The 25,622-nt window shown below is 64.5% G+C and carries 20 protein-coding genes and 1 pseudogene; 16 read left to right on the top strand and 5 right to left on the bottom strand.

Annotation, left to right across the window (positions count from 1 at the left end; genetic code table 11):
- Window positions 1-18 precede the first annotated feature (18 nt).
- Window positions 19-1,374, bottom strand: a complete 1,356-nt coding sequence (locus R2N16_RS10135) for an MATE family efflux transporter (protein WP_316665549.1) — start codon at window positions 1,372-1,374, stop codon at window positions 19-21.
- Window positions 1,375-1,736: 362 nt separating this feature from the next.
- On the opposite strand from R2N16_RS10135, the gene R2N16_RS10130 reads away from it, so the two are divergent.
- The 7 genes and pseudogenes from R2N16_RS10130 to R2N16_RS10100 all read left to right on the top strand — a co-directional run bounded on the left by R2N16_RS10130 (window position 1,737) and on the right by R2N16_RS10100 (window position 9,042).
- Window positions 1,737-3,383, top strand: a complete 1,647-nt coding sequence (locus R2N16_RS10130) for an APC family permease (RefSeq protein ID WP_316665548.1) — start codon at window positions 1,737-1,739, stop codon at window positions 3,381-3,383.
- A gap of 157 nt (window positions 3,384-3,540) precedes the next feature.
- Complete coding sequence (locus R2N16_RS10125) at window positions 3,541-4,374, top strand: DUF4349 domain-containing protein (protein WP_316665547.1); 834 nt, start codon at window positions 3,541-3,543, stop codon at window positions 4,372-4,374.
- Between the two features lie 93 nt (window positions 4,375-4,467).
- Window positions 4,468-4,635 (top strand): annotated as a pseudogene (locus R2N16_RS10120) (aldo/keto reductase); the annotation flags it as partial.
- Window positions 4,636-4,709: 74 nt separating this feature from the next.
- Window positions 4,710-5,585, top strand: coding sequence for a LysR family transcriptional regulator (locus R2N16_RS10115; RefSeq protein WP_316665546.1), 876 nt, complete (start codon window positions 4,710-4,712; stop codon window positions 5,583-5,585).
- A gap of 118 nt (window positions 5,586-5,703) precedes the next feature.
- Window positions 5,704-6,720 (top strand): succinylglutamate desuccinylase/aspartoacylase family protein, encoded by a 1,017-nt coding sequence (locus tag R2N16_RS10110; RefSeq protein WP_316665544.1) that lies wholly within the window; start codon window positions 5,704-5,706, stop codon window positions 6,718-6,720.
- 50 nt (window positions 6,721-6,770) lie between these two features.
- Window positions 6,771-8,132 carry an MFS transporter gene (locus R2N16_RS10105; RefSeq protein ID WP_316665542.1) on the top strand — a complete coding sequence of 454 codons (1,362 nt, stop codon included), beginning with the start codon at window positions 6,771-6,773 and terminating at the stop codon, window positions 8,130-8,132.
- Window positions 8,133-8,148: 16 nt separating this feature from the next.
- Window positions 8,149-9,042 (top strand): MBL fold metallo-hydrolase, encoded by an 894-nt coding sequence (locus tag R2N16_RS10100; protein WP_316665540.1) that lies wholly within the window; start codon window positions 8,149-8,151, stop codon window positions 9,040-9,042.
- A gap of 72 nt (window positions 9,043-9,114) precedes the next feature.
- Here the strand turns inward: R2N16_RS10100 and R2N16_RS10095 are convergent, their stop codons facing one another.
- Window positions 9,115-10,101 (bottom strand): response regulator, encoded by a 987-nt coding sequence (locus tag R2N16_RS10095; protein WP_316665539.1) that lies wholly within the window; start codon window positions 10,099-10,101, stop codon window positions 9,115-9,117.
- Window positions 10,082-13,519 carry a hybrid sensor histidine kinase/response regulator gene (locus R2N16_RS10090; protein ID WP_428984111.1) on the bottom strand — a complete coding sequence of 1,146 codons (3,438 nt, stop codon included), beginning with the start codon at window positions 13,517-13,519 and terminating at the stop codon, window positions 10,082-10,084. Before R2N16_RS10090 ends, R2N16_RS10095 begins: the two co-directional genes overlap by 20 nt.
- 223 nt (window positions 13,520-13,742) lie before the next feature.
- Between R2N16_RS10090 and urtA the strand changes: the two genes are divergently transcribed.
- The 8 genes from urtA (at window position 13,743) to R2N16_RS10050 (ending at window position 21,236) form a co-directional block, all read left to right on the top strand.
- Window positions 13,743-14,978, top strand: a complete 1,236-nt coding sequence (gene urtA / locus R2N16_RS10085; RefSeq protein WP_316665536.1) for an urea ABC transporter substrate-binding protein — start codon at window positions 13,743-13,745, stop codon at window positions 14,976-14,978.
- Between the two features lie 89 nt (window positions 14,979-15,067).
- On the top strand, window positions 15,068-15,985 hold the full coding sequence (gene urtB, locus R2N16_RS10080) for an urea ABC transporter permease subunit UrtB (RefSeq protein ID WP_316665534.1): 918 nt from the start codon (window positions 15,068-15,070) through the stop codon (window positions 15,983-15,985).
- Between the two features lie 10 nt (window positions 15,986-15,995).
- Window positions 15,996-17,132 carry an urea ABC transporter permease subunit UrtC gene (gene urtC / locus R2N16_RS10075; RefSeq protein WP_316665533.1) on the top strand — a complete coding sequence of 379 codons (1,137 nt, stop codon included), beginning with the start codon at window positions 15,996-15,998 and terminating at the stop codon, window positions 17,130-17,132.
- Between the two features lie 14 nt (window positions 17,133-17,146).
- Complete coding sequence (gene urtD, locus R2N16_RS10070; protein WP_316665531.1) at window positions 17,147-17,908, top strand: urea ABC transporter ATP-binding protein UrtD; 762 nt, start codon at window positions 17,147-17,149, stop codon at window positions 17,906-17,908.
- Window positions 17,909-17,923: 15 nt separating this feature from the next.
- Window positions 17,924-18,613 carry an urea ABC transporter ATP-binding subunit UrtE gene (gene urtE, locus R2N16_RS10065; RefSeq protein ID WP_316665530.1) on the top strand — a complete coding sequence of 230 codons (690 nt, stop codon included), beginning with the start codon at window positions 17,924-17,926 and terminating at the stop codon, window positions 18,611-18,613.
- A 25-nt stretch (window positions 18,614-18,638) separates the two neighbouring features.
- Window positions 18,639-19,661 carry an aliphatic amidase gene (locus R2N16_RS10060; RefSeq protein WP_316665528.1) on the top strand — a complete coding sequence of 341 codons (1,023 nt, stop codon included), beginning with the start codon at window positions 18,639-18,641 and terminating at the stop codon, window positions 19,659-19,661.
- A gap of 25 nt (window positions 19,662-19,686) precedes the next feature.
- On the top strand, window positions 19,687-20,868 hold the full coding sequence (fmdA, locus tag R2N16_RS10055) for a formamidase (RefSeq protein ID WP_316665527.1): 1,182 nt from the start codon (window positions 19,687-19,689) through the stop codon (window positions 20,866-20,868).
- A gap of 68 nt (window positions 20,869-20,936) precedes the next feature.
- On the top strand, window positions 20,937-21,236 hold the full coding sequence (locus R2N16_RS10050; protein ID WP_316665526.1) for an FmdB family zinc ribbon protein: 300 nt from the start codon (window positions 20,937-20,939) through the stop codon (window positions 21,234-21,236).
- A gap of 129 nt (window positions 21,237-21,365) precedes the next feature.
- Here the strand turns inward: R2N16_RS10050 and R2N16_RS10045 are convergent, their stop codons facing one another.
- A complete protein-coding gene (locus R2N16_RS10045) occupies window positions 21,366-22,394 on the bottom strand; it encodes a MerR family transcriptional regulator (protein ID WP_316665525.1) in 1,029 nt (342 codons plus the stop codon).
- A 256-nt stretch (window positions 22,395-22,650) separates the two neighbouring features.
- Here R2N16_RS10045 and R2N16_RS10040 point away from each other — a divergent pair, with 256 nt between their 5' ends.
- Window positions 22,651-24,435, top strand: coding sequence for a phosphodiesterase (locus tag R2N16_RS10040; protein WP_316665524.1), 1,785 nt, complete (start codon window positions 22,651-22,653; stop codon window positions 24,433-24,435).
- 16 nt (window positions 24,436-24,451) lie between these two features.
- On the opposite strand, the gene R2N16_RS10035 is transcribed toward R2N16_RS10040, so the two are convergent.
- A complete protein-coding gene (locus tag R2N16_RS10035) occupies window positions 24,452-25,204 on the bottom strand; it encodes an autoinducer binding domain-containing protein (RefSeq protein WP_316665523.1) in 753 nt (250 codons plus the stop codon).
- Window positions 25,205-25,622 lie beyond the last annotated feature (418 nt).

Genomic DNA, 25,622 nt, shown 5'->3' with positions numbered 1-25,622 from the left:
GTTGCAGGTTGACGCTGCCTAGGCTGCCTGCAACTGAGGCGCGCGCCACACGCGCGGCAGCAGCATCCCGAGCATCAGCCCACGCAACGCCATAAACCCCAGCATCGCCAGCCACAGCCCGTGGTTGCCCCACAGCGGCTGCAGCGTGACCGACAGGCCCCAGAACGCGGCAGCCGCCACGGCCATTGTCACCAGCAGTTCACGCGTGCGCGTCGCGCCGATGAACACCCCGTCAAATTGGAAGCCCCACACCGACACGATCGGCAGCAGCGCCGCCCACACCAGATAGTGGTGCGCGGCTTCGCGCACTGCCGTCTGATCGGTCAGCACGCCGATGATGCCCGCGCCTGCCAGCGCGTACACCACGGCAAACAGCCCGGCTCCCAACACCGACCAGAGCGTCGACACGCGAACCGCCATGCGCAGCGCGGCACGGTCCCGCGCGCCCATGGCAGCGCCCACCAGCGCCTCGGCCGCGTGCGCGAAGCCGTCCAGCCCATAGGCCATGAAGGTCAGGAAGTTGAGCAGCAGCGCGTTTGCCGCCAGCACCACATCGCCCTGCTTGGCGCCCGCGTGGGCAAACCAGCCGAAGGCGGCCAGGAGGCAAAGCGTGCGCAGGAAGATGTCGGTGTTCAGGCCCATCAGGCGGCGCCAGGCGTCACGGGCGAGCAATTCGGCGCGCGTCAGCGGCGGCAAACCCATCGGCCGTTGCAGCCAGAGCAGCATCATGCCCAGCCCGAACCCAGCAATATCGGCCAGCGCCGTTGCCGCGCCAATACCGCCAACGCCCATGCCGGCACCCAGCACCAGGGTCAGCACCGCCAGCATGTTCACGGCGTTGATCAAGACCTGCAGCAGCAGCGCACGCCGCACCTGCTGGCGCCCGAGCAGCGTGCCGAGCACCACATAGTTGGCTAGCGCAAACGGCGCCGACCAGATTCGCGTGTGGCAATACACCTCGGCCATGCGGGTCACGGATTCGCTCGCGCCCAGCAGCGCCAGCGTGATGCGGATGGCCGGTACCTGCAACACCAGCAATGCCGCTCCAATGGCAAACGCCAGAAGCAGCGCGCGCACCACGCTCGCCCGTAACGCCTGCGTGTCGCCCGCGCCGTGCGCCTGCGACACCAGCCCAGTGGTGCCCATGCGCAGGAACCCAAACCCCCAGAACACGAAGTTGAAGAACACCCCGCCCAGCGCCACGCCGCCGATGTATTCCGGCCCCGGCAAATGCCCCGCCACGGCCGTATCCACGGCCGAGAGGATCGGCTGGGTCAAATTGGCCAGCACGATGGGAAACGCCAGCGTCAGCACGCGCCGGTGCCACTGCGCAGGTGACGCAGGTGCAACCGAAGTGGCGAAAGATGACTCCATGGGGAGAAAAAACTGCGAGGAACGATGAAAAAGGCGGTGCAACCGCCCACGATTTCGCTATCATTGCGCCCCATTGCGGGCTCCGGAATCGGGCGGCAAGTGCGGCACCCCGCACAACGTCGCCGATGACTATACGCGAATCCCCCCGGAAGGCAGACACCGTGTTTTGCCTTTCATCGCGGCCGGACGGGTGCGGTTGATGCTACGCGTCATCCAGCACACGCATGTCCTGGGCTGGTGACACCCACCACATGGGACGGCGGGCGGCGCCCAAACAGCGTCGCCTCGGTAGAACTAAGCGGACTGGTAAGCAAACCGCGATGCCCTGTCGAACTTCCGACTCGCCGGGGCGGAGACTCCTCTTGGAAAAAAACGTACAACGCAATCTCGGCGCCTGGGCACTGATGTTGACTGGGCTGGGTTCGATCATCGGTTCGGGCTGGCTCTTCGGCGCTGGCCACGCTGCAAAGGTAGCGGGCCCCGCTGCCATCTTCACCTGGATCATCGGCGCCGTCGTCATCCTGGCGATTGCCCTGACGTATTCCGAACTGGGCGCGATGTTCCCGGAATCGGGCGGCATGGTGCGCTATGCGCGCTACTCGCATGGCTCGCTGGTGGGCTTCGTAGCCGCTTGGGCCAACTGGATCGCCATTGTCACCGTCATCCCCATCGAGGCCGAGGCGTCCATCCAGTACATGAGCAGCTGGCCGTGGCCCTGGGCGCAATCGCTCTTCCAGCACGGTGAGCTGACGCCGCCTGGGCTGGTGCTGTCGGCGGTGCTCGTCGTGGTGTACTTCCTGCTGAACTACTGGGGCGTGAAGGTGTTTGCCAAGGCGAACAACGCCATCACGATCTTCAAGTTCATCATTCCGGCCGCGACTGCGGTGGCGCTGGTTGCAGCGGGCTTCCACCCGGGCAACTTTGGCGTGAGCACTGGCGCGAATGTGGCAGGACAGGGCTTTGCGCCGTACGGCTGGTCTGCGGTGCTGACCGCCATTGCCACCAGCGGCATCGTGTTCGCGTTCAACGGTTTCCAGAGCCCGATCAACCTCGCGGGCGAGGCGCGCAACCCGGGCCGTAACGTGCCCATCGCGGTGATCGGTTCGATCCTGTTGGCCGCGGTGATTTACGTGGCGCTGCAGGTGGCCTTCCTGGGTGCGGTGCCGCCTGAGTCGCTGGTGGGTGGCTGGCATGGCATTGATTTCCACTCGCCGTTCGCCCAGCTGGCGATTGCGCTGAACCTGAACTGGCTGGCTGTCGTGCTGTACATCGACGCGTTCGTCAGCCCCTCGGGCACCGGCAGCACGTATATGGCGACCACCACGCGCATGATCTACGCGATGGAGCGCAACAACACCATGCCGGCGATCTTCGGCCGCGTGCATCCGCTGTTTGGCGTGTCGCGTCCGGCCATGTGGTTCAACCTGGCGGTGTCGTTCATCTTCCTGTTCTTCTTCCGTGGCTGGGGCGCGCTGGCTGCCGTCATTTCGGTGGCGACCGTCATCTCGTACCTGACGGGGCCGATCAGCGTGATGTCGCTGCGCCGCACGTCGCCGCAACTGCATCGTCCGCTGCGTCTGCGGGGTCTCTCGCTCATCGCGCCGTTCGCATTTGTGTGCGCATCGCTCATCCTGTACTGGGCCAAGTGGCCGCTGACCGGCGAGATCATCGTGCTGATGCTGGTGGCACTGCCCGTGTACTTCTATTACCAGGCCAAGGCCGGCTGGCCCGACTTCAAGACGGAACTCAAGGGCGCATGGTGGATGATCGCCTACCTGCCGACCATCGCCGCGCTGTCGTACTGCGGCAGTACGGAGTTCGGCGGCCACGGCTACATCCCCTACGGCTGGGACATGGGCATCGTGGCGGTACTCTCGCTGTTCTTCTACCACTGGGGTGTGGCCAGCGGCTGGCACACGCGCTATCTGGCTGAGGTGGACAACGTGCATGAAGACACCGAGGTGCGCAGCCCCAAGCGCGCACCGCGCGGAGTCCCGCAAGGCGTCTGACACACCACTGTTGCACGCTGAAAAAAACGCCCGACCGGTTCCGCCGGCGGGCGTTTTTTCTTGCCCCGACGCTCACGGGATCTGCTCAGCTGTGTGCGCTAGACTGCGCCGCACCGCCCCCGACTTTGCGTACCACCCAACGCCGTTTCATCTGCCCATGACTCGATTCCTCGGTCTGCTCCTGATCGCGCTGTCCCTGAGCGCTTGCAATAAGAAAGAAGAATCCGGCCCCGGCGGCGGCGTATCGCCCCCGATGATGGCTGCCGCGCCGGCGGAAAGCGCCAAGATGGCCGAGCGCACCGAGCAGCGCTTTCTCGCCTACGAACACCGCGTCTCGTTGGAAGTCGATGCCCCGCAACTGGAGCGCCTGTACCGCGAACTGCAGGACGCCTGCGTGAACGAGGCCACGTGGCACTGCACGGTCATGGATGCCAGCATCCAGCTCGAACGCGGCCAGCGCGGCGGCACCGCACACCTGAACCTGCGCGCCAGCCCCGAAGGCGTCCGTGCCGTGCGCAAGCGCCTGGCTGACAGCGGTGGCGTCGTCAGCCAGGGCACCCACGTGGACGACCTCGGCCAGCCGATTGCCGAAGTCGGCAAGCGCCTGGAGATGCTGAAGAACTACCGTGCGAGCCTGCTGGACCTGCAGCGCAAGGCGACCAAGGTGGAAGACCTGATCCTGATCGCAGAAAAGCTGTCGGAAACGCAATCGGAACTGGAGGCCGCCACCGGCCAGAACACGCACCTGATGGACCGCGTGAACCGCGAGGTGCTCTCGATCGACCTGAGCACTCGGCAGACGGCAGCGCGCAGCCTGTGGGCGCCCATCGGCAAAGCGTTCCGTGAGTTCCTGCCCGCGCTGGTGCGCGCCAGTGCGAGCGTGATCGAAGCGGTGGCCTACCTGCTGCCGTGGGGGATCGCGCTGGCGGTGTTGGTGGCAGTGTGCATCAAGCTGCGGCGCAAGTGGCGCCAGCGCAGGACGACCCCTTGAGCCATTCTGCGAGTCGCTAGACCGGGGCAGGTTGACCCGGTGGCGCGGCCGTCGCCCCGGCCGCGCCCTGGCGCTCGATCAATTCGAAGAAGAACACCGATGCAGACCGCACTCGCCTGGCTGCTGCACCGCTCGCCAAACATTCTGGTGATCCCGGGCACCTCGTCGGTCGCACACCTGCGCGAGAGTCTCGGCGCGGCGGCGATGACGTTGCCGGAAGATGCGATGCCCGAACTCGACGCCGTCGCGCTGTCCACGGACGAGGCCGGCGCCCCGGTCGATTCCGTCGGGGCGCTGCTCTATCATTGCCGACGACCAGACTGCGCGGGACCATCATGGAGCTTCGGCATCTTCGCTATTTCATCGCTGTTGCCGAGTTGCGCAGCGTGCGGGCCGCCTCGGAGCAGTTGCACGTCACACAGCCGGCCATCTCGCGCCAGATCCAGGACCTCGAAGACGCCATCGGCGCGGCGCTGTTCGAGCGCTCACCGCGCGGCCTGAAACTGACGGCCGCCGGCAGTGCGTACCTTGACGAGGCGCGCGATATTCTCACGCGCGTCGACGCGGCCAACCGTCTTGCGCGGCGCATTGCAGACGGCGTGCACGGCCATCTGCGGATCGGCTTTGTCGAGAACGCGGCATGGCTCGGCATCGTCTCGCAGGCGTTCGGCGCCTTCCAGCAGACCGCGCCCGACGTCGCGCTCGAACTCACGCCGATGAACTCGCCGGAGCAGTTCGACGCGATGGCAGCGGGCCACATCGACGGCGGCTTCTGCTACCGCATCGGCACGTTGCCTCAGGGCATCACCGGCGTGCCCGTGCTGGAACAGAACGTCGTGCTTGCGGTGCCGCAGGCGTGGACCCTCGGCAGCGAAGACGCCGTGCTCGCCAGCGAGCTTGCTGGCACCCCCTTCATCGCATTCCCGCGCCGGATCTATCCCGCCTACTACGACCGCCTGTTGTCAGCCTGCGCCGAACGCGGGCTCACGCTCGATATCCGCCAGGAGGCATCGACCGAAACCGCCATCCTGTCGCTGGTGTCCGCCGGCATGGGCGCGGCCATCGTCAATGCCGCCAACCGGCATCGGCCGCCGGCGCGCGTGCGATTCGTCGAACTGCGCGACCTCTCGGTGCCGCTGCCGCTGGAATTCTGTTTCCTTTCGGCGCACACCAACGCAGCACTCAAGCGTTTCATCGAGCAGTTGCACTAGGTCCCAAGCGCACACCGGACGCGATGCCTGCAAGGCATCGCCCGCCGCAGAAATCGGCATTGGCCGCGCTTTCCGGCGTCGGCGATAGTGAAGACACCTCGTCTTCATGCTTGCCGCCATGACAACTTCTGCCTCGCTCATCGCCACCGACATCGACTTCGAGCGCATCGGTTTCCAGACCGGGACGCTGCGCCTGCCCTGGTCGCATGACCGCTCCGCCTATGGGCATATTCCGATCCCGATTGCGGTGCGCAATGCCGGCGCCGATACAGGCCCGAGCGTCCTGCTCACAGGCGGCAATCACGGAGACGAATACGAAGGCCCCGTCGCCCTGATGAAGTTGCTTCAGCGGCTGCCGTCCATGGCCATACGAGGCCGCTTGATCGTGATTCCCGGCCTGAATTTCCCGGCCTTCCTCAATGGCTCGCGCACCTCGCCGATCGACCGGGGCAACCTGAACCGCATGTTTCCTGGTGTACGCAACGGGCAGCCGACCGAAATGATTGCGCACTATGTCGAGACCGAACTGCTGCCACGTGCAGATGTCGTGATCGACCTTCACGCCGGCGGCGCATCGTTCAACCACCTGCCGACGCTGCTGGCATCGCCGCCCACGCAAGCGGAACGGCGCGCGCTGTACCTGGATCTGGTTCACGCGTTCGGTGCGCCGCACACCATGATCATGGATCTGCTTGGCGAAGACCGGACCTTCGCCGCGGCTGCCGAGCGCCACGGCAAGCTGTTCTTCTGTGGCGAGTTCGGAGGCCACGCCGGCTGCGATGCCGGCAACCTCGCGATCGTCGAAGCCGGTTTGCAGCGCGTGCTGCATCGGCTCGGGGTGATACCCGAGTCCACGGCACCAGCGCCGAAACAGACACGCTTTCTGCGCGTGGAAGGCGCGCGCCACTACGTGTACTCACCGCATGCCGGCGTGTTCGAGCCGACCTTCGCGCTGGGGGACCAGGTCCGCGCCGGTCAAATCGCTGGGCGCCTCTTCGACCCGCACCGCCCGTGGGCAGCACCCGAGGACATCCCGTTTCAGGGCGACGGCACCGTCATGTGCATGCGTACGTTTGCCCGTGTCGAGCCAGGCGACTGCATCGCGCTGCTCGCTGCCGAAGCCAATCTCGACTGAGCGGGCAGCCATTCGATTCGCAGATCCACATAACAATACGGAGACCAACCATGCGTACCCAGACCCTTTCAACGGAGGCGCCCGACGACGTTGCGCCACAGACTGTGGCAGGCAATGTCGGCCATCCGGTCTACATCGTCCTGCTGTTCTTTGTGTGCTTTGCTTTCTCGTATCTGGACCGGCAGGTCGTCAGCATTCTTGTGCAACCGATCAAGCAGTCGCTCGCGCTCTCCGATACGCAGATCGGCCTGCTGCAAGGCTTCTCTTTCACGATGTGCTATGCGACGGCGGGCGTGTTCGTCGCCCGGCTCGTCGACCGGGCCAATCGCGTCAAGCTGATCGCCGCGTGCATCGCCATCTGGGCCATCTCGACCACCGCATGCGGATTCGCGACGAATTTTCCGGAATTGCTGGTCGCGCGCGCCGGCACCGCCATTGCCGAAGCAGCATTGAGCCCAGCCGCGCTATCGATCTTCAGCGACATCTTCGCGCCGCGCCGGGTTGCGCGTGCCAGCAGCATCTTCATGCTCGGACCGTACGTGGGCGGCGGCCTGGCGCTGTTCGGCGGCGGCATGCTGTTGTCGGCGGCCGCGGCGGGCGGCGGAAATGCCTGGCTTGCCGCCCACGACATCGCGCCATGGCAGGCGGTGTTCATCGCGGTGGGCCTGCCCGGACTCGCGCTGGCCGCACTTGTTGCGCTGACCGTGCGCGAGCCGCAGCGGCGCGAAGTGCTGGCACATGCCGCACGCGCCGAAGACAACATGCCATCGCTCAAAGACGTGCTGGCCGAGCTGTTCGTGCGCAACCGCTTCTGCCTCGCCTACTTTGCAGCATATGTCGCGCTCATCACGCTGTTCTACTCGCACGCGGCGTGGTTTCCGACGCTGCTGATGCGCCGGTTTCAGCTTGCGCCCAATCTGGTCGGCCAGATGGCGGCGCCCGCTTACATGATCGGTGGCATGCTGGGCGTCGCGTGCGCCGGCATGCTGGCCACGCGCGTCAGCGACGAGACGGCATTGCGGCGCGTGCTGGGCTTCTCGGCATGCGCTGTTGCAGTACTGGTGCCGGCAGCCATTGCGATGCCGCTGGTTGGCGACAGCAGCGTGGCGGTGGTGCTCTACGGCACCTGCGCGTTTGCAGCCAGCATTGCAATGGGCCTGGCGCCCGTGCCGCTGCAGATCGCCATGCCAAACCGCATGCGCGGCCGGTCGCTTGCATTGCTGGTGTTCATGACCAACGCGATCAGCGGCGGTGTCGGTCCGCTTTCCGTTGGCTACCTGAATGAGCGCCTGGGGCAAACTGGTCCCAGCCTGGGCGTAGCACTTGCGGTGGTCGGCGGGGTCTCTGCGCTCGTCAGCGCGGTGCTTTACGCCATCGCCATGCGGCGGGTGCCGGTTGCCAACGCTCAATGACTTTCGGAGAACCATCATGCTGGTGAAATCCGCATCACCCGTTCATCACGTTGGCGCAGCCACCATCACGCGCGTCGATGAGACCGATTTTGCGCTGGCGCCCGAACGGCTGTTCCCGCGATGGAGCGAAGATGCGGGCCGCGCGATCGAAGCGCGCTTTGCCACCGAGAGCCTCGATCTGACCAACCGCCGGGTGCCGCTGAAGACCCATCTGTGGGTGGTGCAGGTCGAGGGGCTCACCATCGTCGTCGATACCGGCATCGGCAACGGCAAGTCCCGGCCGTTCAGCGCGCTGTTCGACCGGCTCGACAATCCCGTGCTCGAGCGTTTTGCGGCGGCCGGTTTTCGGCCGGAACAAGTCGACTACGTACTGTTGACGCACCTGCATGTCGACCATGTCGGCTGGAACACGCATTGGCAGGACGGGCGGTGGGCGCCTGTCTTCCCCAACGCAACGTACGTGTTCGGCCAGCGTGAGCAGGACGTCTTCGCCATGCCTGAAGGCGCGCCGCGGCGCATGGTGTTCGAAGACAGCGTGCTGCCGCTGATTGAAGCCGGGCAGGCCCGCGCGGTGGGCGACGCGGGTGAAGCGATTCTCGACGGCGTGCGCTTCCTGCCCACGTTCGGGCACAGCTTCGGCCATATGGCGATCGAGATGAGATCGCGTGGTGAAACGGCGCTGTTCTCCGGAGACGTCATGCACAGCGCGATCCAGGTGCATCGGCCGGAGTGGAACTCGGTGTTCTGCCTGGATCAGGCCCAGGCGTGTGATTCGCGGCGCTGGCTGCTGGACCGTGCGGCAGAAGCGGATGCGACAGTCTTTGCTGCCCATTTTCCGGAAACATCGGCGGGTAAGGTGCGGCGCTCCGGAAACGGTTTCGACTGGTGCTACGTGCAGGCGCAGGTGTAGTGCTGGCAACGGGGTTCGCCACGCGCTGCCCGCCGATTACAGTCGACGAAGTGGGCGCGGCCTAACGCGGGCTCAGCCCGGCTGGGACTGCAAAGCCAGCGCCGCCGCGGCCGCGCGCGTCTCCACACCCAGCTTCTCGAAAATGTGCTCAAGGTGCTTATTAACAGTACGCGGGCGCATACCGAGGATGTCGCCGATGTCTCGATTTGTCTTGCCACGTGAAATCCACAGCAGTACCTCTGCCTCACGCGCTGTCAGGCGAAACCTTGCTGAGAGACGGTCGCCCACCTTGCGGTCGTCGTGCTCTTCCAACTGGATCACCCACGCGCTGTGCGGCGCGGGGCCAGCCAGTTTTGCCACCAGCCGCACGCCCTCGCCCACCTCGGCCAGCCGGCCTGCCTCCGGTGCGCCAACCGGGTCCACACTGTGCGCCAGCCACTGATGCAAGACCGACGGCAAGCGCCGCATGTCGCCGTGGTCCGGATAGAAGCGTGCGAACAATGCGGCGACCTTCGAACTGCGCCAGTGGATCATGCCGTGCACATCGGCCACCAGGGCTGCACGCCCGCCCAAGCCGACGATCTCGTCTGCCTGGCGGTGCGCACGGGCGCGCTCCAGATGTGCAGCCACGCGCGCGAGCACCTCTTCCGGGCGAATGGGCTTGGTGATGTAGTCGATACCCCCGGCACGAAAACCGCGCACAACGTGCTCGCTTTCCGTCAGCCCTGTCATAAAGATCACGGGAATCTGCGCGTGGCGCGCATTGGCTTTGATGTGCTCGCAGGTTTCAAAGCCGCTGATGCCGGGCATGACGGCGTCCAGGAGGATGATGTCGGGGGTCAGACGTTCGATGCGATCCAGCGCGCTGGGGCCATCCAGCGCCACCAGAACGGTGTAGCCGACGGCATCGAGCGCATCGGACAGCAGCGCCAGATTGTCCGGCGTATCGTCAACGATGAGCACGATGCCGGAGCCCGCAGCGGTGGCACCTATCGCCTGCGAGGCCGTCGGCATGTGCAGCGCCGCCGCGCCCCCATGGTCAATCCATGCTGTGTTCATCTGAAGGGACTCCTTTGAGCAAGCGATCCAGTTCAGCCAACCGGAAGCGCCGCGCGGCCGATCGTACGGGCTGGAGCGCGCCGGCAAGGTCGGGATCGCGCTGTTCGGCTTCGTCCAGCAGTTCAATGAGCCCCCGGATGTATCCGATCTCGAGCAACGGCCGCAACTGCGCGACCAGCGCTGCGGGCAGCGGCGCCTGCGAGCGCGCGGGTGGGGGCGTTTCGGCCGCCGCTTCGCTGTCGACGATCCATTCGAGCTTGAGCAGATCGCCCACTTTGTCGAGCAGATGCGGCAGGTGGACAGGCTTGGCAAGATAGTCGTCGCAACCGGCGGCGGCACCCCGTGCGCGGTCACCGGCGAAGGCATTGGCCGACACCACCAGGATCGGCGCGGCACTGAGTGCATGCTGGCGGATCAGCCGGCTGGCCTCGAAGCCGTCCATTGATGGCATCGAGACGTCCATCACGATCAGATCCACCTGCAACGTGCCGAGCTGGCGCATCGCCTCGGGCCCGCTGGCGGCTTCTACCAGCGTGAAGCCGAGCGGCGCCAGCGCCCCGACCACGATACGGCGCTGCTCACGTTGGTCATCCACCACCAGCACGGTCCGCCGCATACCGCGATAGCCGCTGACGTGGCGAATGCGGCCCACGGTACGCGGCTCGCGCACCTCCGGCAGAAACAATCGCACGATGAAGCGCGTGCCCTGGCCGGGCACACTGTCCACGCTCAGTTGGCCGCCCATCAGCGTGGTCAGCATGCGGCAGATGGTCAAGCCCAGGCCCGCGCCGTTGTCCTGCGCGTGCGCTGCGGCGCCCCGCTCGAACGGCAGGAAAATGCGCTCCAGCTCGTCCGAGGCAATGCCGATGCCGGTATCGAGAATTTCGAAGGTGGCAATCTCGCGCGCGTAGGCCACGCGCAGCGATACCGTGCCGCTGTCCGTAAAACGCACCGCATTGCCCAGCAGATTGATCAGGATCTGGCGCACGCGCTTTTCGTCCATGCGTACCGCTTCGGGAATGCGGCCCACATGCTCCATGCGAAAGGCCAGTCCCTTCTCGGTCGCGTGCGGCTCCATCATCGCTTCGATTTGCGTCAGAAACGCTGGAAACACCACTTGGCTCACGTCGAGTTGCAGCTTGCCAGCCTCGATGCGGGCAACGTCCAGCAGACCATCGACCAGCGCCAGCAGGTGCTCGCCGCTGCGGAAGATGGTGGCAAGGCCTTCGCGGCGCGCAGGTGCAATCGACGGATCGCGCATCAGCAGTTGCGCATAGCCGAGGATGCTGTTGAGCGGCGTGCGCAGTTCGTGGCTCAAGCCTGTCACGTAGCGGCTCTTGGCCCGGTTGGCAGACTCGGCGGCTTGCTTGGCCTGCTGCAGCATGGCATCGGTCTTGCGGTGCGCTTCGATCTCGCGCATCAGCAGCATGGTCTGCCGGTTGGACTCCTCCTGCGCAACTTTGCGGCTCTCCTTGGCCAGGACCAGCCACCAGGCGCCCACGCAGCCGACCAGCGCCAGCGCAAAGAACGCTTTGATGTAACCGCGCGCCAGCAATTGCAACGGCGATTGCGCGGCGCTCAGGGTGACGGCGGTCTGGTAGTAGATCAGCGTCAGTACGCCTGCCAGCAAGCCCAGCACGATGAGCAGCACGGCGGCGTACTGCGCCACGCGCACGTGCAAGCGCGGCAGTTCGGTGTTCGGGAACCATCGGCGCCAAGCCTGCGCAACTTGCGCAGACAGCCTGCCGTGCGGCTTACAGGCGTCGCCACAGCGCGCGTCCAGCGAGCAGCATAGCGAGCAGATGCTGCCGGCGTAGGCCGGGCAATGCGCCATATCCTCTCGCTCGAACACGTTCTCACAAATCACGCAGCGCATCGCGCCGGCGTGTGCGTGTTCGACGTCGGGCGGCTCATGCACGGTGCGGGCCAGATAGAACCGCCCGCGCGTGGCCACGGCGATGAGTGGCGCACAAAGGAAGGCGGTTCCCAGCGCGACGAACGGAGAAAGCGCTTCTGTTACGGCGCCGAACAACCCGAGGTGCGCCAGCGTCGCAACAACCGAGGCGATCAGCATGGCACCCACGCCCACTGGATTGACGTCGTACAGGTAAGCGCGCTTGAACTCGATGTGTGCGGGGCTGTATCCCAACGGCTTATTGATGACGAGGTCCGCTACCAGTGCACCGATCCATGCGATGGCCACGTTGGCGTAGAGCGCCAGCACTTCGTTGAGCGCTTCGAACACGCCCAACTCCATCAGCAGCAGCGCGATGAGCACGTTGAAGACGAGCCAGACCACACGCCCCGGATGGCTGTGCGTGAGGCGCGCAAAGAAGTTCGACCACGCCAGTGAACCGGCGTAGGCATTGGTGACGTTGATCTTGATCTGCGACACCGCCACGAACAGCGCCATGGCGGCCATCGCCAACGCGGGCGAGCCAAACACGTACTGATAGGCCACCAGGTACATCTGCGTGGGCTCGACGGCGCGCGCCGTACCCACCTCGTGCTGAACAGCCAGGAAGACGAGAAAGGAGCCGCCCAGCATCTTGAGCGCGCCCGGTACCACCCAGCCAGGTCCGGCCGCGAGCAAAGCCAGCCACCACTTGCCCCGGTTGGCGCGCGTCTTCTCCGGCAGGAAGCGCAGGTAGTCGACCTGCTCGCCAATCTGCACGATCAACGCAAAGGCCACCGTGCAGCCCGCGCCGAAAGCCAGCAGGTTGAAATCGCGCCCCGACTCCGACAGGCCGCCAAAGCTGGGCCAATCTGCAAATGCACGCGGATTGCGCAGCAACACCGCGGTGTAGGGCAGCACCAGCAATACCAGCCACAGCAACTGGGTCCAGCTCTGCAGCCGGTTGATCGCCGTGATGCCGTGCGTCACCAACGGGATGATCACCAGCGAGCACAGCACATAGGCGATGGGTAGCGGCAGCCCGAAGTAAAGCTGCACGGCCAGCGCCATGATGGCCGCCTCCAGCGCCAGGAAGATGAACGTGAAGGTGGCATAGACGAGCGAGGTGACCGTCGAGCCGATGTAGCCGAAACCCGCACCGCGCGTGAGCAGGTCCATGTCGACGCCAAAGCGCGCGGCGTAGTAGCTGATCGGCAGGCCCGTCAGGAAGATCAGCACGCTCACCACCACAATGGCCCAGAACGCGTTGGTGAAGCCGTAGTTGATGGCCAGCGAACCGCCAATAGCCTCCAGCGCCAGGAACGACGTGGCTCCCAGCGCGGTATTGGCCACGCGGAATTCCGACCATTTGCGGAAGCCCCGCGGCGTGTAGCGCAATGCGTAGTCTTCCAGCGTCTCGTCGGCGACCCACGTGTTGTAGTCACGACGGATCTTGACGATGCGCTGGGTGCCAGATTGGTGCACGAACGCTCCCCGTTTCGGTGAACCGCGCCTGGGCTTCATGCCCTAAGCGAGCAGGCGCGGCGTGCGATGCAAGTTCCGTTCCGCCCGGCGCTCACCCGGTTGTGTCCCGTTCTGTCGCTGTGCTCCTGCTCGCAGATGATTGCGCCGTGCAATGCGGCTGCGCTGTACGTCGGTTGACGTATTCCGGCAATCGTGGCCCCCGCCTAGGCTTTGCCCCATGCCTGTTCACACCGACCACCATCCGCAACCGGGAGAAACAAAGATGCCACGCCACCCCTCGCGCCTTCGGCGCCTCGCCTTGTGCCTTGCCATCACGCCGCTGCTGGCGACGCCGCTGGCCGCGCTCGCGCAGTCGTATCCGACCGCCAAGATCAACACCACCAAGCTGGCCGTGACCGACAGCGAGGTCACCGTTGGGCAACTGCATTCGGCAACCGGCACCATGGCGATCAGCGAGACCGGATCGATCCAGGCTGAGCGCCTGGCAATCGACCAGATCAATGCCGCGGGCGGCGTGCTGGGCCGCAAGATCAAGATCATCCAGGAGGACGGCGCATCGGACTGGCCAACCTTTGCCGAGAAGGCGAAGAAGCTGCTGGAGTCCGACCGCGTCGCGACCGTGTTCGGCTGCTGGACCTCGGCCTCGCGCAAGGCCGTGCTGCCCGTGTTCGAGAAAGACAACGGCCTGCTGTACTACCCCACCTTCTATGAAGGGCTCGAGCAATCCAAGAACGTGATCTACACCGGGCAGGAAGCCACGCAGCAGATCCTGGCCGGGCTCGATTGGGTGGCCAAGGAGAAGAAGGCCAAGACGTTCTATCTGGTGGGGTCCGACTACATCTGGCCGCGCACGTCGATGAAGATCGCGCGCAAGCACATCGAAAACGTGCTGCATGGCGAAGTGGTCGGCGAAGAGTACTACCCGCTGGGCAACACGCAGTTCGGCTCGCTCATCAACAAGATGAAGCTCAAGAAGCCGGACGTGATCTTCGCTGCCGTGGTGGGCGGCTCCAACGTGGCCTTCTACAAGCAGATGAAGGCGGCCGGTGTGACCGCCGACAAGCAGACGCTGCTGACGCTGTCCGTGACAGAAGATGAACTGCTCGGCATCGGTGGCGAGAACATGGCCGGCTTCTATGCCTCCATGAAGTACTTCCAGAGCCTGGACAACCCCAACAACAAGAAATTTGTCGAGGCCTTCAAGGCCAAGTACGGCGCCAAGGCCGTCATCGGCGACGTTACGCAGGCGGCCTACCTTGGCCCGTGGCTGTGGAAGGCAGCCGTGGAAAAGGCCGGCAGCTTTGACGTCGACAAGGTGGTCGCGGCCTCGCCCGGCATCGAGCTGAACACCGCGCCGGAAGGCTACGTGAAGGTGCATGCCAACCACCACTTGTGGAGCAAGACGCGCATCGGCCAAGTCCAGACCGATGGCCAGTTCAAGGTCGTCTACGAGTCCGGGCTGATCGAGCCGAATCCGTTCCCGAAGGGTTACCAGTAACCCGCCTCAGACGCGCCGTCCGTCCGGCATCGAGGTTCGAAGCCGGACGGGCCGCTTCCCACCGTATCCATCGTCTTCGTGGAGCCGCCATGACCTCGTTGTCGGAATTCGGGGCGATCTTCGCCATGCAGGGCTTCAACGGCCTGTCATTCTTCTGCGTGCTGCTGCTGATGGCACTGGGACTGGCCATCATCTTTGGGCAGATGGGCGTGATCAACATGGCCCACGGCGAGTTCCTCACCATCGGCGCCTACACCACCTACCTGCTGTCCACGCTCACCGCCAGTTACGCGCCGGCACTGCAGCCGTACTACTTCTTCGCGGCAGTGCTGCTGTCGTTCGTACTGGCTGCAGCCATCGGTTACGCCGTCGAGCGCTTGATGATCTCGCGGCTTTACAACCGCCCGCTCGACACGCTGCTCGCCACCTGGGGCCTGAGCCTGGCCATGCAGCAGGCTTTCCGCTCCATCTTTGGCGCCAAGGAGGTCAGCCCCACGCTGCCCGATTGGTTGATGGGCTCGTTCTCGCCGGGCGGCGGGATCGATATCCCGATCAACGGCCTGTTCGTGATGGCGCTGACCACGCTGCTGACAGGTGGGCTGTTCCTCCTGCTGTTCCGCTCCCGCTGGGGCCTGCAGGTGCGCGCCACCGTGCAGAACCGCGTCATGAGCGGTGCGGTCGGCATCGACACCCGACGCATCGACCGCATGACCTTCGCCTTGGGCTGTGGCGTGGCTGGGGTGGCGGGAGCGGCGTTCACCACCATTGGCTCGACGGGCCCGACCTCGGGGTCGCTGTACATCGTCGACACCTTCCTGGTCGTGGTGTTCGGCGGCGCACAAAGCCTGCTGGGCACCATCGCATCGGCCTTCACCATCGCTCAGACGCAGTCGACCACCGAGTTCTTCCTGACAGGCTCAATGGCCAAGGTACTGACGCTCTCGGCAGTGATCGCGATCCTGATGATGCGGCCGCAGGGGCTGTTCTCGGTCAAGGTCCGCAAATAAGGAGTCCGACATGAACCCCACGCTTCATTCATGGCTAGAGCGCAAACGCGATTGGCTCGGTCTGGCCGTGCTCTGCGCCGTCATCCTCGTCGTCATGCCGCTGGCGTTCGACGTGTTCCGCCTGAACCTGATCGGCAAGTACCTCAGCTATGCCTTCGTAGCGGTGGGCCTGGTGCTGTGCTGGGGCTACGGCGGCATCCTGAGCCTGGGCCAGGGCGTGTTCTTCGGGCTCGGCGGTTACTGCATGGCGATGTTCCTCAAGCTTGAGGCATCCGACCCGGTCAGCACCAAGATCCAGTCCACCCCCGGCATTCCCGACTTCATGGACTGGAACCAGTTGACCGCCCTGCCGTTGTTCTGGGAGCCGTTCCGCCACTTCGGCTTCGCGGTCGTCGCAGTGGTGCTGGTGCCCACGCTGCTTGCATTGCTGATCGGCATCGCGATGTTCAAGCGGCGCGTGGGCGACGTGTATTTCTCCATCGTCACGCAGGCCATCGCCGCCATCCTGTCGATCCTCATCATCGGGCAGCAGGGGTGGACGGGCGGCGTCAACGGCATCACCGACTTGAAGACGTTGCTCGGCTGGGACATCCGCACCGACTCCGCCAAGCTGATTCTCTACTTCGTCACCGCCGGTCTGCTGGTGGGCTGCATCGTGCTCGGGCGCTTCATCCTGCGCTCCAAGCTCGGCCGCCTGCTGATGGCGATGCGCGACAAGGAAGAACGCGTGCGCTTCTCCGGCTACGACGTCGCCAGCTTCAAGGTGTTCGTGTTCTGTGTGGCGGCGGCCATGTCGGCCATCGGCGGGGCGATGTTCACGCTGCAGGTGGGCTTCATGTCACCGTCGTTCGTCGGCATCGTGCCGTCGATCGAGATGGTCATCTATGCCGCGGTGGGTGGACGCTTGTCGCTGCTGGGCGCGGTGTACGGCACGCTGCTGGTCAATTTCGGCAAGACGTATTTCTCTGAATCCTTCCCGCAGTTGTGGCTGTTCCTGATGGGCGGCTTGTTCATCGCCGTGGTCATGTACTTCCCCAACGGTCTGGCAGGCCTGTACGACAGCCATGGTCGCAAATGGCTCTCTCGGCTGCGGCAAGGCCGCCGCGGCGCGGCAAAGCCTGCATCCGGCGCCACCGCGCAAAGCTAACTCAGGAGCCCACCATGACCCAACCGATCGGCGTGGAAATGCCCAAGCCCGTGCTGGCGATCGAAGACCTGACGGTATCGTTCGACGGCTTCAAGGCGGTGGACAGCCTGAACCTGTACGTAGACCGCAATGAAGTGCGCGTGGTGATCGGCCCCAACGGGGCCGGCAAGACCACGGTGCTGGACCTGATCTGCGGAAAAACGCGCGCCACCTCCGGCAGCATCCGCTTCAACAACCTGGAGCTGACGAAGATGCGCGAGCACGACATCGTGCGCGCGGGTGTCGGGCGCAAGTTCCAGACCCCCTCCATCTACGAAAACCTGACGGTGTTCGAGAACCTGGAGATGTCGTTCCCGCGCGGGCGCAAGGTGCTCGGCGCGCTCGCCTTCCGCCGCACGCCCGACGTGGTGGAGCGCGTGGAAGCCGTGGCGCGCGACATCTTCCTGCACGACCTGCTGCACCAGCAGGCGGACCTGCTCTCGCACGGGCAGAAGCAGTGGCTGGAGATCGGCATGCTGCTCATGCAGGAGCCGGAACTCGTGATGCTGGATGAACCCGTTGCCGGCATGAGTGTGTCAGAGCGCGAGAAGACGGCAGAGCTGCTCGGCCGCATCAGCCAGGGCCGCTCGGTGCTGGTCATCGAGCACGACATGGAATTCGTCAAGAGCATCGCCCACCGCGTAACCGTCCTGCACCAGGGCAAGGTGCTGGCCGAAGGCAGCATGGACGCGGTGCAGACCGACCCGAAAGTCATCGAAGTCTATCTGGGCCATTGAGCCCCGGAGCCTCACATGTTCAACGTGACCGACCTCGTTTCCGGATACGGCCAGAGCCAGGTGCTCCATGCCCTGAACCTGCAGGTGGCGCCGCAGGACATCGTGGCCGTGATGGGCCGCAACGGCATGGGCAAAACCACGCTGTTCAAAACCCTGATGGGCATTCTGCCGACGCGCTCGGGCAGCGTGTCGATCGACGGCCAGGAGCTGACGGCACTGCCCTCGTTCCAGCGCGTGGCGCGCGGCATCGCCTACGTGCCGCAGGGCCGCATGATGTTCTCGAGCATGACCGTGCTGGAGAACATCCAGACGGGTCTGCCTGCGTCCGCCCGGGGGCGCGTGCCGGACGAGCTGTATGCGCTCTTTCCCGTGCTGTACGACATGCGCGCGCGCAAGAGCGGCAACCTGTCGGGCGGCCAGCAGCAGCAGCTCGCCATCGCCCGCGCACTGGCCACCAACCCGAAGGTGCTGCTGCTGGATGAGCCGACCGAGGGCATCCAGCCTTCGATCATCAAGGACATCGCGCGGGCGCTCAAGGAGATCCGCAAGCTTCGCCAGCTCACGATCGTCGTATCGGAACAGGTGCTCAGTTTCACCCTCGACATCGCCGACCGCTTTCTCGTCATCGACAAAGGCCGCTTTGTCTACGAAGAAACGCGCGACAAGGTCGATGCCGCCACCATCAGCCGATACCTCTCGGTTTGACCCACCTCACACCATAGGAGCAAGCATGCGTCACGGGGACATTTCGAGCAGCCAGGACTGCGTTGGCGTGGCCGTCGTCAACTACAAGATGCCGCGCCTGCACACGCGCGCCGAGGTGCTGGAGAACGCGCGAAACATCGGCCGAATGCTGGTCGGCATGAAACAGGGACTGCCCGGGCTGGACCTCGTGGTGTTTCCCGAATACTCCACGCACGGAATCATGTACGACGCCGCCGAGATGTATGAGACGGCGGCTACGATCCCCGGCGAAGAGACCGCCATCTTTGCCGCGGCATGCCGCGAGGCCAAGGTCTGGGGCGTGTTCTCGCTCACAGGCGAGCGTCATGAAGACCACCCCAACAAAGCGCCCTACAACACGCTCATTCTGATGAACGATCAGGGTGAGATCGTGCAGCAGTACCGCAAGATCATGCCGTGGTGCCCGATCGAAGGGTGGTACCCCGGCGGCTGCACCTACGTGTCGGAAGGCCCCAAGGGCCTGAAAATCAGCCTGATCATCTGCGACGACGGCAACTACCCCGAGATCTGGCGCGACTGCGCGATGAAGGGCGCCGAACTGATCGTTCGCTGCCAGGGGTACATGTATCCGGCCAAAGAACAGCAGGTGCTGGTCTCCAAAGCCATGGCGTGGATGAACAACGTCTACGTGGCCGTAGCGAACGCTGCAGGGTTCGACGGCGTGTACTCGTACTTCGGGCACTCAGCCATTGTCGGATTCGATGGGCGCACGCTGGGCGAATGCGGCACCGAGGAGATGGGCATCCAGTATGCCGAGCTATCGGTCGGGCTGATCCGGGATGCGCGCAAGCACCTGCAATCGCAAAACCATCTTTATAAGCTCCTGCACCGCGGCTACACCGGCACCATCAACTCGGGTGAAGCACCCGAAGGCGTGGCCGCCTGCCCCTTCGATTTCTACAAGACCTGGGTGAACGATCCGGCCGCCGCGCGTGCGCAGGTGGAGGCCCTCACCCGCCGCACTGCCGGCACGCCCGAATGCCCCATCGATGGCATCCCCCACGCCTGACGCCACTTCCTGAGGAGAAACCACCATGCAGCATTTCAAGATTCAGCCCGGCAAGCCGCTCGCAGAGCAGGCCGAACTCGGCCACAACCGCTGGCATCCGGACATCCCGTTCCTGTCCAAGGTCAAGCCCGGCGAAGAGATCATCATCGAATCGCTCGATTTTCTCGACGCGCAGATCCGCGACGACGACAAGATCGACGACGTGCGCGATGTTGATCTGACGCGCGCGCATCCGCTCACGGGCCCCTTCTACATTGAAGGTGCGGAACCAGGCGACCTGCTGGTGGTAGACCTGCTCGACATCAAGCCGGTCACGCCGATTGGCTTTTCGGGAGTGTTCGCAAAATCCAATGGCGGCGGCTTCCTGGCCGATTACTTTCCCGATGCCGACAAGGCCATCTGGGACCTGAAAGGCGTCTATGCCACTTCGCGCCATATTCCGGGCGTCAGGCTGGCAGGCCTGACGCACCCGGGGCTGATGGGCTGCCTGCCCTCGCGCGAACTGCTGGACGAATGGAACCGCCGCGAAGCACCACTGGCCGCCAAGGGCTTGGCCCAGCCGCCCGACCCGCGCACTGCCGTGCTACGCGGGGTTTCGGGTGCCGAGTTCGATCGCATGGCAGGTGAGGCCGCGCGCACCGTGCCACCACGCGAGCACGGCGGCAACACCGACATCAAGGATCTGTCGATCGGCACCCGCATCTTCTTCCCTGTGTACGTCAAGGGCGCCGGCTTCTCGATGGGCGACCTGCATTTCTCCCAGGGCGACGGCGAAATCGGTTTCTGCGGCGCCATCGAAATGGACGGTGCCACGCGTGTCGGGTTCGACCTCATCAAGGGCGGCATGGCCAAGTACAACCTGAGCGCGCCCATCTTCATGCCCAGCCCCGTCAAGCCGCGCTACGACCAGTGGCTGACCTTCGAGGGCATCAGCGTGGAAAACGGCACCAACTACTACCTGGATGCCACCGTCGCCTACCGGCAAGCGTGCCTGAAGGCCATCGACTACCTCACGCACTTCGGCTTCACCGCCAGCCAGGCCTACATGCTGCTGACGGCTGCGCCTGTGGAGGGGCGCATCGGCGGCATCGTGGACATCCCGAACTGCGCGTGCACGGTGTCGATTCCCACTGCGATCTTCGATCAGGACATCACCCCCAAGGGCATGCTGAACGATCAGTCGCACTGGGGCCGCAAGCCAGCCTAACGCCGATGACCAATACGCGCCGGCCAACGCTGCATACCGCTACGGCCGGCGCAGCAACGGAGGCATTCATGCCGCTCTACGACATCCGCTGTACCGCTTGCGAAGGCATTTTTGAGCGGCTAATTCCGGCTGCGAAACTGCACGCGCCCACCCCGTGCCCCTATTGCGACGAAGACACGCCCGCTGCACCCATGCCGACCGGTGGGCGCGTTGCCCTGAAATCGGTCGCACGCTGGCAACCGAGTTCGTTGCATGAGCAACTGGCGGGTAAGCCGATTACCGGGCCAGGCAGTGCCGGTGGCTCGGGCCGCCGCAACAGCGTCCTGCATGTCTGCGGCGGAAAGCATTGTTCGATCTGCGGTGTGTGACCCCAGACAACAGCGCTGGATGATTGCGGTCGATCTTCAGCTAGCACGCTCTGGCGCTTGGGCTGGGCCAATCCAGCGCCCAAGGCGCCTGCCTGGACGGCAGACGCCTTTGATTGCGCACTTGCCGGCTTACGCTGCCGCTTTCAGCCCCTCCATCGCCTCACGCACATAGGCGATCAGGTCCGGCCCCATCCATGGGCTGGCGGAAAGCTCGGGCTCGCGCTCCATCGCCAGGCGCACCTTGGCTTGCGTTTGCGGATCGTCACCTGCATACGAGCGGAACAACGCAATCCAATGCCGCGCAAGCTCTTGCATGGCCGGTGCATGCGGCGGCGTGCCCTTGGCCAGATGCTGCCGCACCTGCGCAATGAGGGTCGGCCACTCATTGGCACGCTTGCCGAAGTTCTCCCGCATGAACTGCAGCTCTTGCGCCGATAGATATTTCGCGTAGATCGCCAGCTTGGTCTCGTTGGCCGCCTCCATGATGAAGTCGAGCATTTCCAGGCTGATACCGGTGCGCTCCTGCAACGCCGGCTCGTTGATGTGCATCGTGTGCAGCTTGGCCGTGAGAATCGGGTCCAGCGCCGCATCCTGCGCGAGCAGTGCCATCCATTGCTTTGAGAGCGCCTGCGCCTCGCTGCTGCGTGAGGGCACCTGGCGCGTCATCGCATCCTGCACGGTCGACACCAGCGCCGCCCACCGTTCGTGGCGCGCGACATCGGCGTCCAAGCGCTCGGCGCGCGCGCGTTCTTCCTGCGAAAGATATTTGTCGTACATGGTCATCCATTCCAAGGTTGTGAGCCACTCGGTCAATTCGGGCTCCTCCTCGCGCATGAGCTGGCCGTGCAGCCGCGACAGCCGATCGCGCAGCACGCTGGCTTGCGTGATCTGCTGATCGAGCATCGCAATCTGCCGTTCCACGATCGTGGTCAGGGGGATGTCCGGATTGGCCAGGAAAGCCCCGACATCGGCCAGGGACATGCCAAAGCGCCGTAGCGCCTGGATCTGGTGCAGCCGGGCGACGTCAGCCTTGTCGTACAGCCGGTAGCCGCTGTCGGAACGGGCCGAAGGCGTGAGCAGGCCGATGGTGTCGTAGTGATGCAGCATGCGCACCGTGAGGCCGCAGCGTTTGGCGAGATCGCCCACTTTCAACAACATGGTTGCTCCTGTCTTCTGGCTTGGACACAGGCTAGGACCTCACACAGTGTGAGGGTCAAGCACGGCGTGAATGGATCGAAATGGACAGCGCCCCATGAAGACGCAGGCGCATCCGGCATTCTGAACCACGCCCCTCTGTGGTGGGGACCATGTCCCGCGAACCCGCGCCGCAGCGTGCGTCACAAAAAGTTCATTCAACTCTGTGTTCAGCGGGTCGTTTAGCGGAATGTCCGATCTTGCGTCTGCCGCCAACGTCATGTCTTTCTCACCGCTTCCCCTGCCCGCGGGCATTGCGCCAGAAATGCTGCGCACGGTATTCCAACCGATCTTCCGCCTGTCGACCACCGAGGTGCTCGGCTACGAAGCCCTGCTACGCGGGCCGGTGGACTCGGCCATGGAGTCGCCGGCGGCGCTGTTTGCCGCAGCATCGGACACAGCGGGCACGATTGCCCTGGAGACCACCGCCGCGCGCCTGGCCATCGCCAATTTCTCGGCGATGCGCCTGCCGGGCAAGCTGTTTCTGAACTTCAGCGCGCAGGGCGTACGCCAGTTGCTGCAGGACCATGCCCGCCTGTTGCACGCGATTGCCGACCACGACCTGCACCCCTCGCGCATCGTCATCGAACTGACCGAGCAGACGCCTATCGATGATCTGACCAGCTTTGCCGAGGCGCTGTCGGTGGCACGCGACTTCGGGCTGCAATGCGCGCTAGACGATTTCGGCACCGGCAATGCCAACCTGAACCTGCTGATCGAACTCACCCCCGACTTCATCAAGCTCGACAAGTATTTTGTGCGTGACATTGCCAAGCATCCGGCCAAGCTGGACATGGCGCGCACGCTGCAGCAGACGCTCAAGGGCGGCGCCACCAGCATCATTGCCGAAGGGCTGGAAACCGAAGACGAACTGGGTGTGGTGCGCGACCTGGGCATCCGCTTCGGGCAGGGTTTCTTCCTCGCGCGCCCACAAGACACACCCGCGAGCGACATGTCGAGCCACGCGGCACGCGTGCTGCAGTCTTCGCAGATTGCGGTGTTTCCGCAGGCTGTGCGCGTGGGCTGGCGTGCCATCACGGCCAGCAAGCTGCTGCGCGTGGCGCCCACCCTGCCCTTGCGCAGCAGCAACGACGACGTGCTGCACCTGTTCAACCGCCACCCCGATCTGCATGCCGTGGCGCTGCTCGATGAAGATGCACGCCCGCTCGCACTCATCGCGCGGCGCGCCTTCATCGACCGCTACGCCATGCCTTATCACCGCGAGCTGTACGGCAAGAAGCCGGCGCTGGTGTTTGCCAACCGGCAGCCGGTGCTGGTGGAAAAATCCGCCTCGCTCGAAGACATGTCGGCGCTGCTGATGAGCGAAGACCAGCGCTACCTGACCGACGGTTTCATCATCACCGAACATGGCCGCTACCTGGGCCTGGGCACGGGCGAGGAGCTGGTGCGCACCGTGACCGAAATCCGCATCGAGGCCGCGCGCTATGCCAACCCACTCACGTTCCTGCCGGGCAACATTCCGTTGAACCTGCACATTGAACGTTTGCTGGAAGCGCGCGCCGAGTTCTACGCCTGCTATGTGGACCTCAACCACTTCAAGCCCTTCAACGACCAGTACGGCTATTGGCAGGGCGACGAAATGCTGAAGATGGCCGCCGCCGTGCTGGCCACCGCATGCGAGCCCACGCGCGATTTTCTCGGCCACGTTGGCGGGGACGATTTCCTGATCCTGTTCCAGAGCGCCGACTGGCAGGCGCGCATCACGCAGGCCATGGCGGCGTTCAACACGAGTGCGCTTGCCATGTACACGCCGGCCGACCGCGCGGCGGGCGGCATCCATGCTGAAGACCGCAAAGGCCTGCCGGCGTTCTTCCGCTTCGTGACGATGGCGGTGGGCGCGCTGCACGTGCACCCCGGCGCCGCACGCAACAGCGACGACATCGGTACCGCCGCCGCCCTTGCCAAGCGGCGCGCCAAGCAGAGCGACGACGGTTTCTATCTGGAAGCCATGCACCCCACTCCGCCCATGCGGGCCATCGCCTGACACCTCCGGGACTGCGCTACAGCATCGCCGGAATCAGCCCGAGCAGTGCGGCCTTCACCACGGCATGCGTCTTGTTGGCGGCGTTGAGCTTGGTGATGGCATTGCGGATATGGAAGTTCACGTTGCGCTCGGTCATCTCCAGGATGGCCGCGACTTCGGCCGCCGTCTTGCCTTCGGCCGTCCAGTGCAGCGTCTGGCGTTCAACATCTTTCAGGCGCGTGGAGGCATCCGGCAAGACCTTATCGGCCATCAGCGCGCTGATGCTCGCGTGGGCGAGCTGGCTCAGCCAGATCATCTCCGGCTCGCTGGCGGCCAGTTCGTCTTCGGTGATGGGCGTGGCGCTGCGCACCAGGCTGAAGGTGCCGAAGACGCCGGTGTGATCCCGAATGGTGTGTGACCACCCGTGGTTGAGCCCGTGCTGGCGCGCGTCGATCCAGAACGGCGCGTCTGCCGTGGCGATGCCGGACCACAGCATTGGCTTGACGCAGCGCTGCCCAAACTGCAAGACCGGGTCGATGGCCGAATAGCCGCGCACGCGGTAGTGCTCGCGCCAGTGCTCCGGGTACGTGCTCCAGCAGAGGGTGTTGAAGCGGGTGATCGTCAGCGCTGCGCGCAGGGCGTAGGCGCAATAGTCGAAACCCAGCAGAGCTACCGCCGGTTGCAGGCAGCGGATGACAGCATCGACATCGCGCAGGGCGTTTAACTCGCGCAGCAATACCGCACGCCAGGCTGTGGCGCGGTCATGCGGCAATTGGTTGTGAGCGCCCATCGCATCGGCCTCCAGAACATACGCTGAATCGCCATGCCTATCTCAATCAAGCGGCTTCTCCCATTTCCAACCGGGCGGAAAGCGTGATCAGCCTTGCGTTTTGCTGAGGGCAATCGTTGGCGTGCTCAAACTATACATAATCCAAAACCCATTGCGCGCCATGCATCGCCAATGCAATTAGTGGATCTTCTCGAATATATGAATCGCTAATACAGCGATAAATGAATTGATAGCCAAATCGGTTTTGCGCAAAAACATACGGGTTATTTGAATGGGATGTTTATGTGCGTATGCCCGCAACCCTTGCAATCTTTCTCCCGGGAGAAGCCCTTTTTACACAGTCTGGGTAGGTGGAATTCGTATTGTTGGCTTCCGCCGCTGCTCGCCCGCGTGACTCAGGTGGACCTCCGCGCGCAAT

The organism is Ralstonia psammae (assembly GCF_958405935.1).
Lineage (GTDB): Bacteria > Pseudomonadota > Gammaproteobacteria > Burkholderiales > Burkholderiaceae > Ralstonia > Ralstonia psammae.
Note: the sequence above shows the minus strand (reverse complement) of the source record. Positions and strands in the feature narration are given on the sequence as shown.

Coding starts and splice junctions, on each gene's coding strand:
- R2N16_RS10115 (WP_316665546.1), top strand. CDS start 4,710: ATGGAGCTTCGGCATCTTCGCTATTTCATCGCTGTTGCCGAGTTGCGC.
- R2N16_RS10090 (WP_428984111.1), bottom strand. CDS start 13,519: ATGAAGCCCAGGCGCGGTTCACCGAAACGGGGAGCGTTCGTGCACCAA.
- R2N16_RS10135 (WP_316665549.1), bottom strand. CDS start 1,374: ATGGAGTCATCTTTCGCCACTTCGGTTGCACCTGCGTCACCTGCGCAG.
- R2N16_RS10035 (WP_316665523.1), bottom strand. CDS start 25,204: ATGGGCGCTCACAACCAATTGCCGCATGACCGCGCCACAGCCTGGCGT.
- R2N16_RS10040 (WP_316665524.1), top strand. CDS start 22,651: ATGTCTTTCTCACCGCTTCCCCTGCCCGCGGGCATTGCGCCAGAAATG.
- fmdA (WP_316665527.1), top strand. CDS start 19,687: ATGCAGCATTTCAAGATTCAGCCCGGCAAGCCGCTCGCAGAGCAGGCC.
- R2N16_RS10105 (WP_316665542.1), top strand. CDS start 6,771: ATGCGTACCCAGACCCTTTCAACGGAGGCGCCCGACGACGTTGCGCCA.
- R2N16_RS10125 (WP_316665547.1), top strand. CDS start 3,541: ATGACTCGATTCCTCGGTCTGCTCCTGATCGCGCTGTCCCTGAGCGCT.
- urtC (WP_316665533.1), top strand. CDS start 15,996: ATGAACCCCACGCTTCATTCATGGCTAGAGCGCAAACGCGATTGGCTC.
- R2N16_RS10110 (WP_316665544.1), top strand. CDS start 5,704: ATGACAACTTCTGCCTCGCTCATCGCCACCGACATCGACTTCGAGCGC.
- urtD (WP_316665531.1), top strand. CDS start 17,147: ATGACCCAACCGATCGGCGTGGAAATGCCCAAGCCCGTGCTGGCGATC.
- R2N16_RS10100 (WP_316665540.1), top strand. CDS start 8,149: ATGCTGGTGAAATCCGCATCACCCGTTCATCACGTTGGCGCAGCCACC.
- R2N16_RS10060 (WP_316665528.1), top strand. CDS start 18,639: ATGCGTCACGGGGACATTTCGAGCAGCCAGGACTGCGTTGGCGTGGCC.
- urtA (WP_316665536.1), top strand. CDS start 13,743: ATGCCACGCCACCCCTCGCGCCTTCGGCGCCTCGCCTTGTGCCTTGCC.
- urtB (WP_316665534.1), top strand. CDS start 15,068: ATGACCTCGTTGTCGGAATTCGGGGCGATCTTCGCCATGCAGGGCTTC.
- R2N16_RS10095 (WP_316665539.1), bottom strand. CDS start 10,101: ATGAACACAGCATGGATTGACCATGGGGGCGCGGCGGCGCTGCACATG.
- R2N16_RS10045 (WP_316665525.1), bottom strand. CDS start 22,394: ATGTTGTTGAAAGTGGGCGATCTCGCCAAACGCTGCGGCCTCACGGTG.
- urtE (WP_316665530.1), top strand. CDS start 17,924: ATGTTCAACGTGACCGACCTCGTTTCCGGATACGGCCAGAGCCAGGTG.
- R2N16_RS10050 (WP_316665526.1), top strand. CDS start 20,937: ATGCCGCTCTACGACATCCGCTGTACCGCTTGCGAAGGCATTTTTGAG.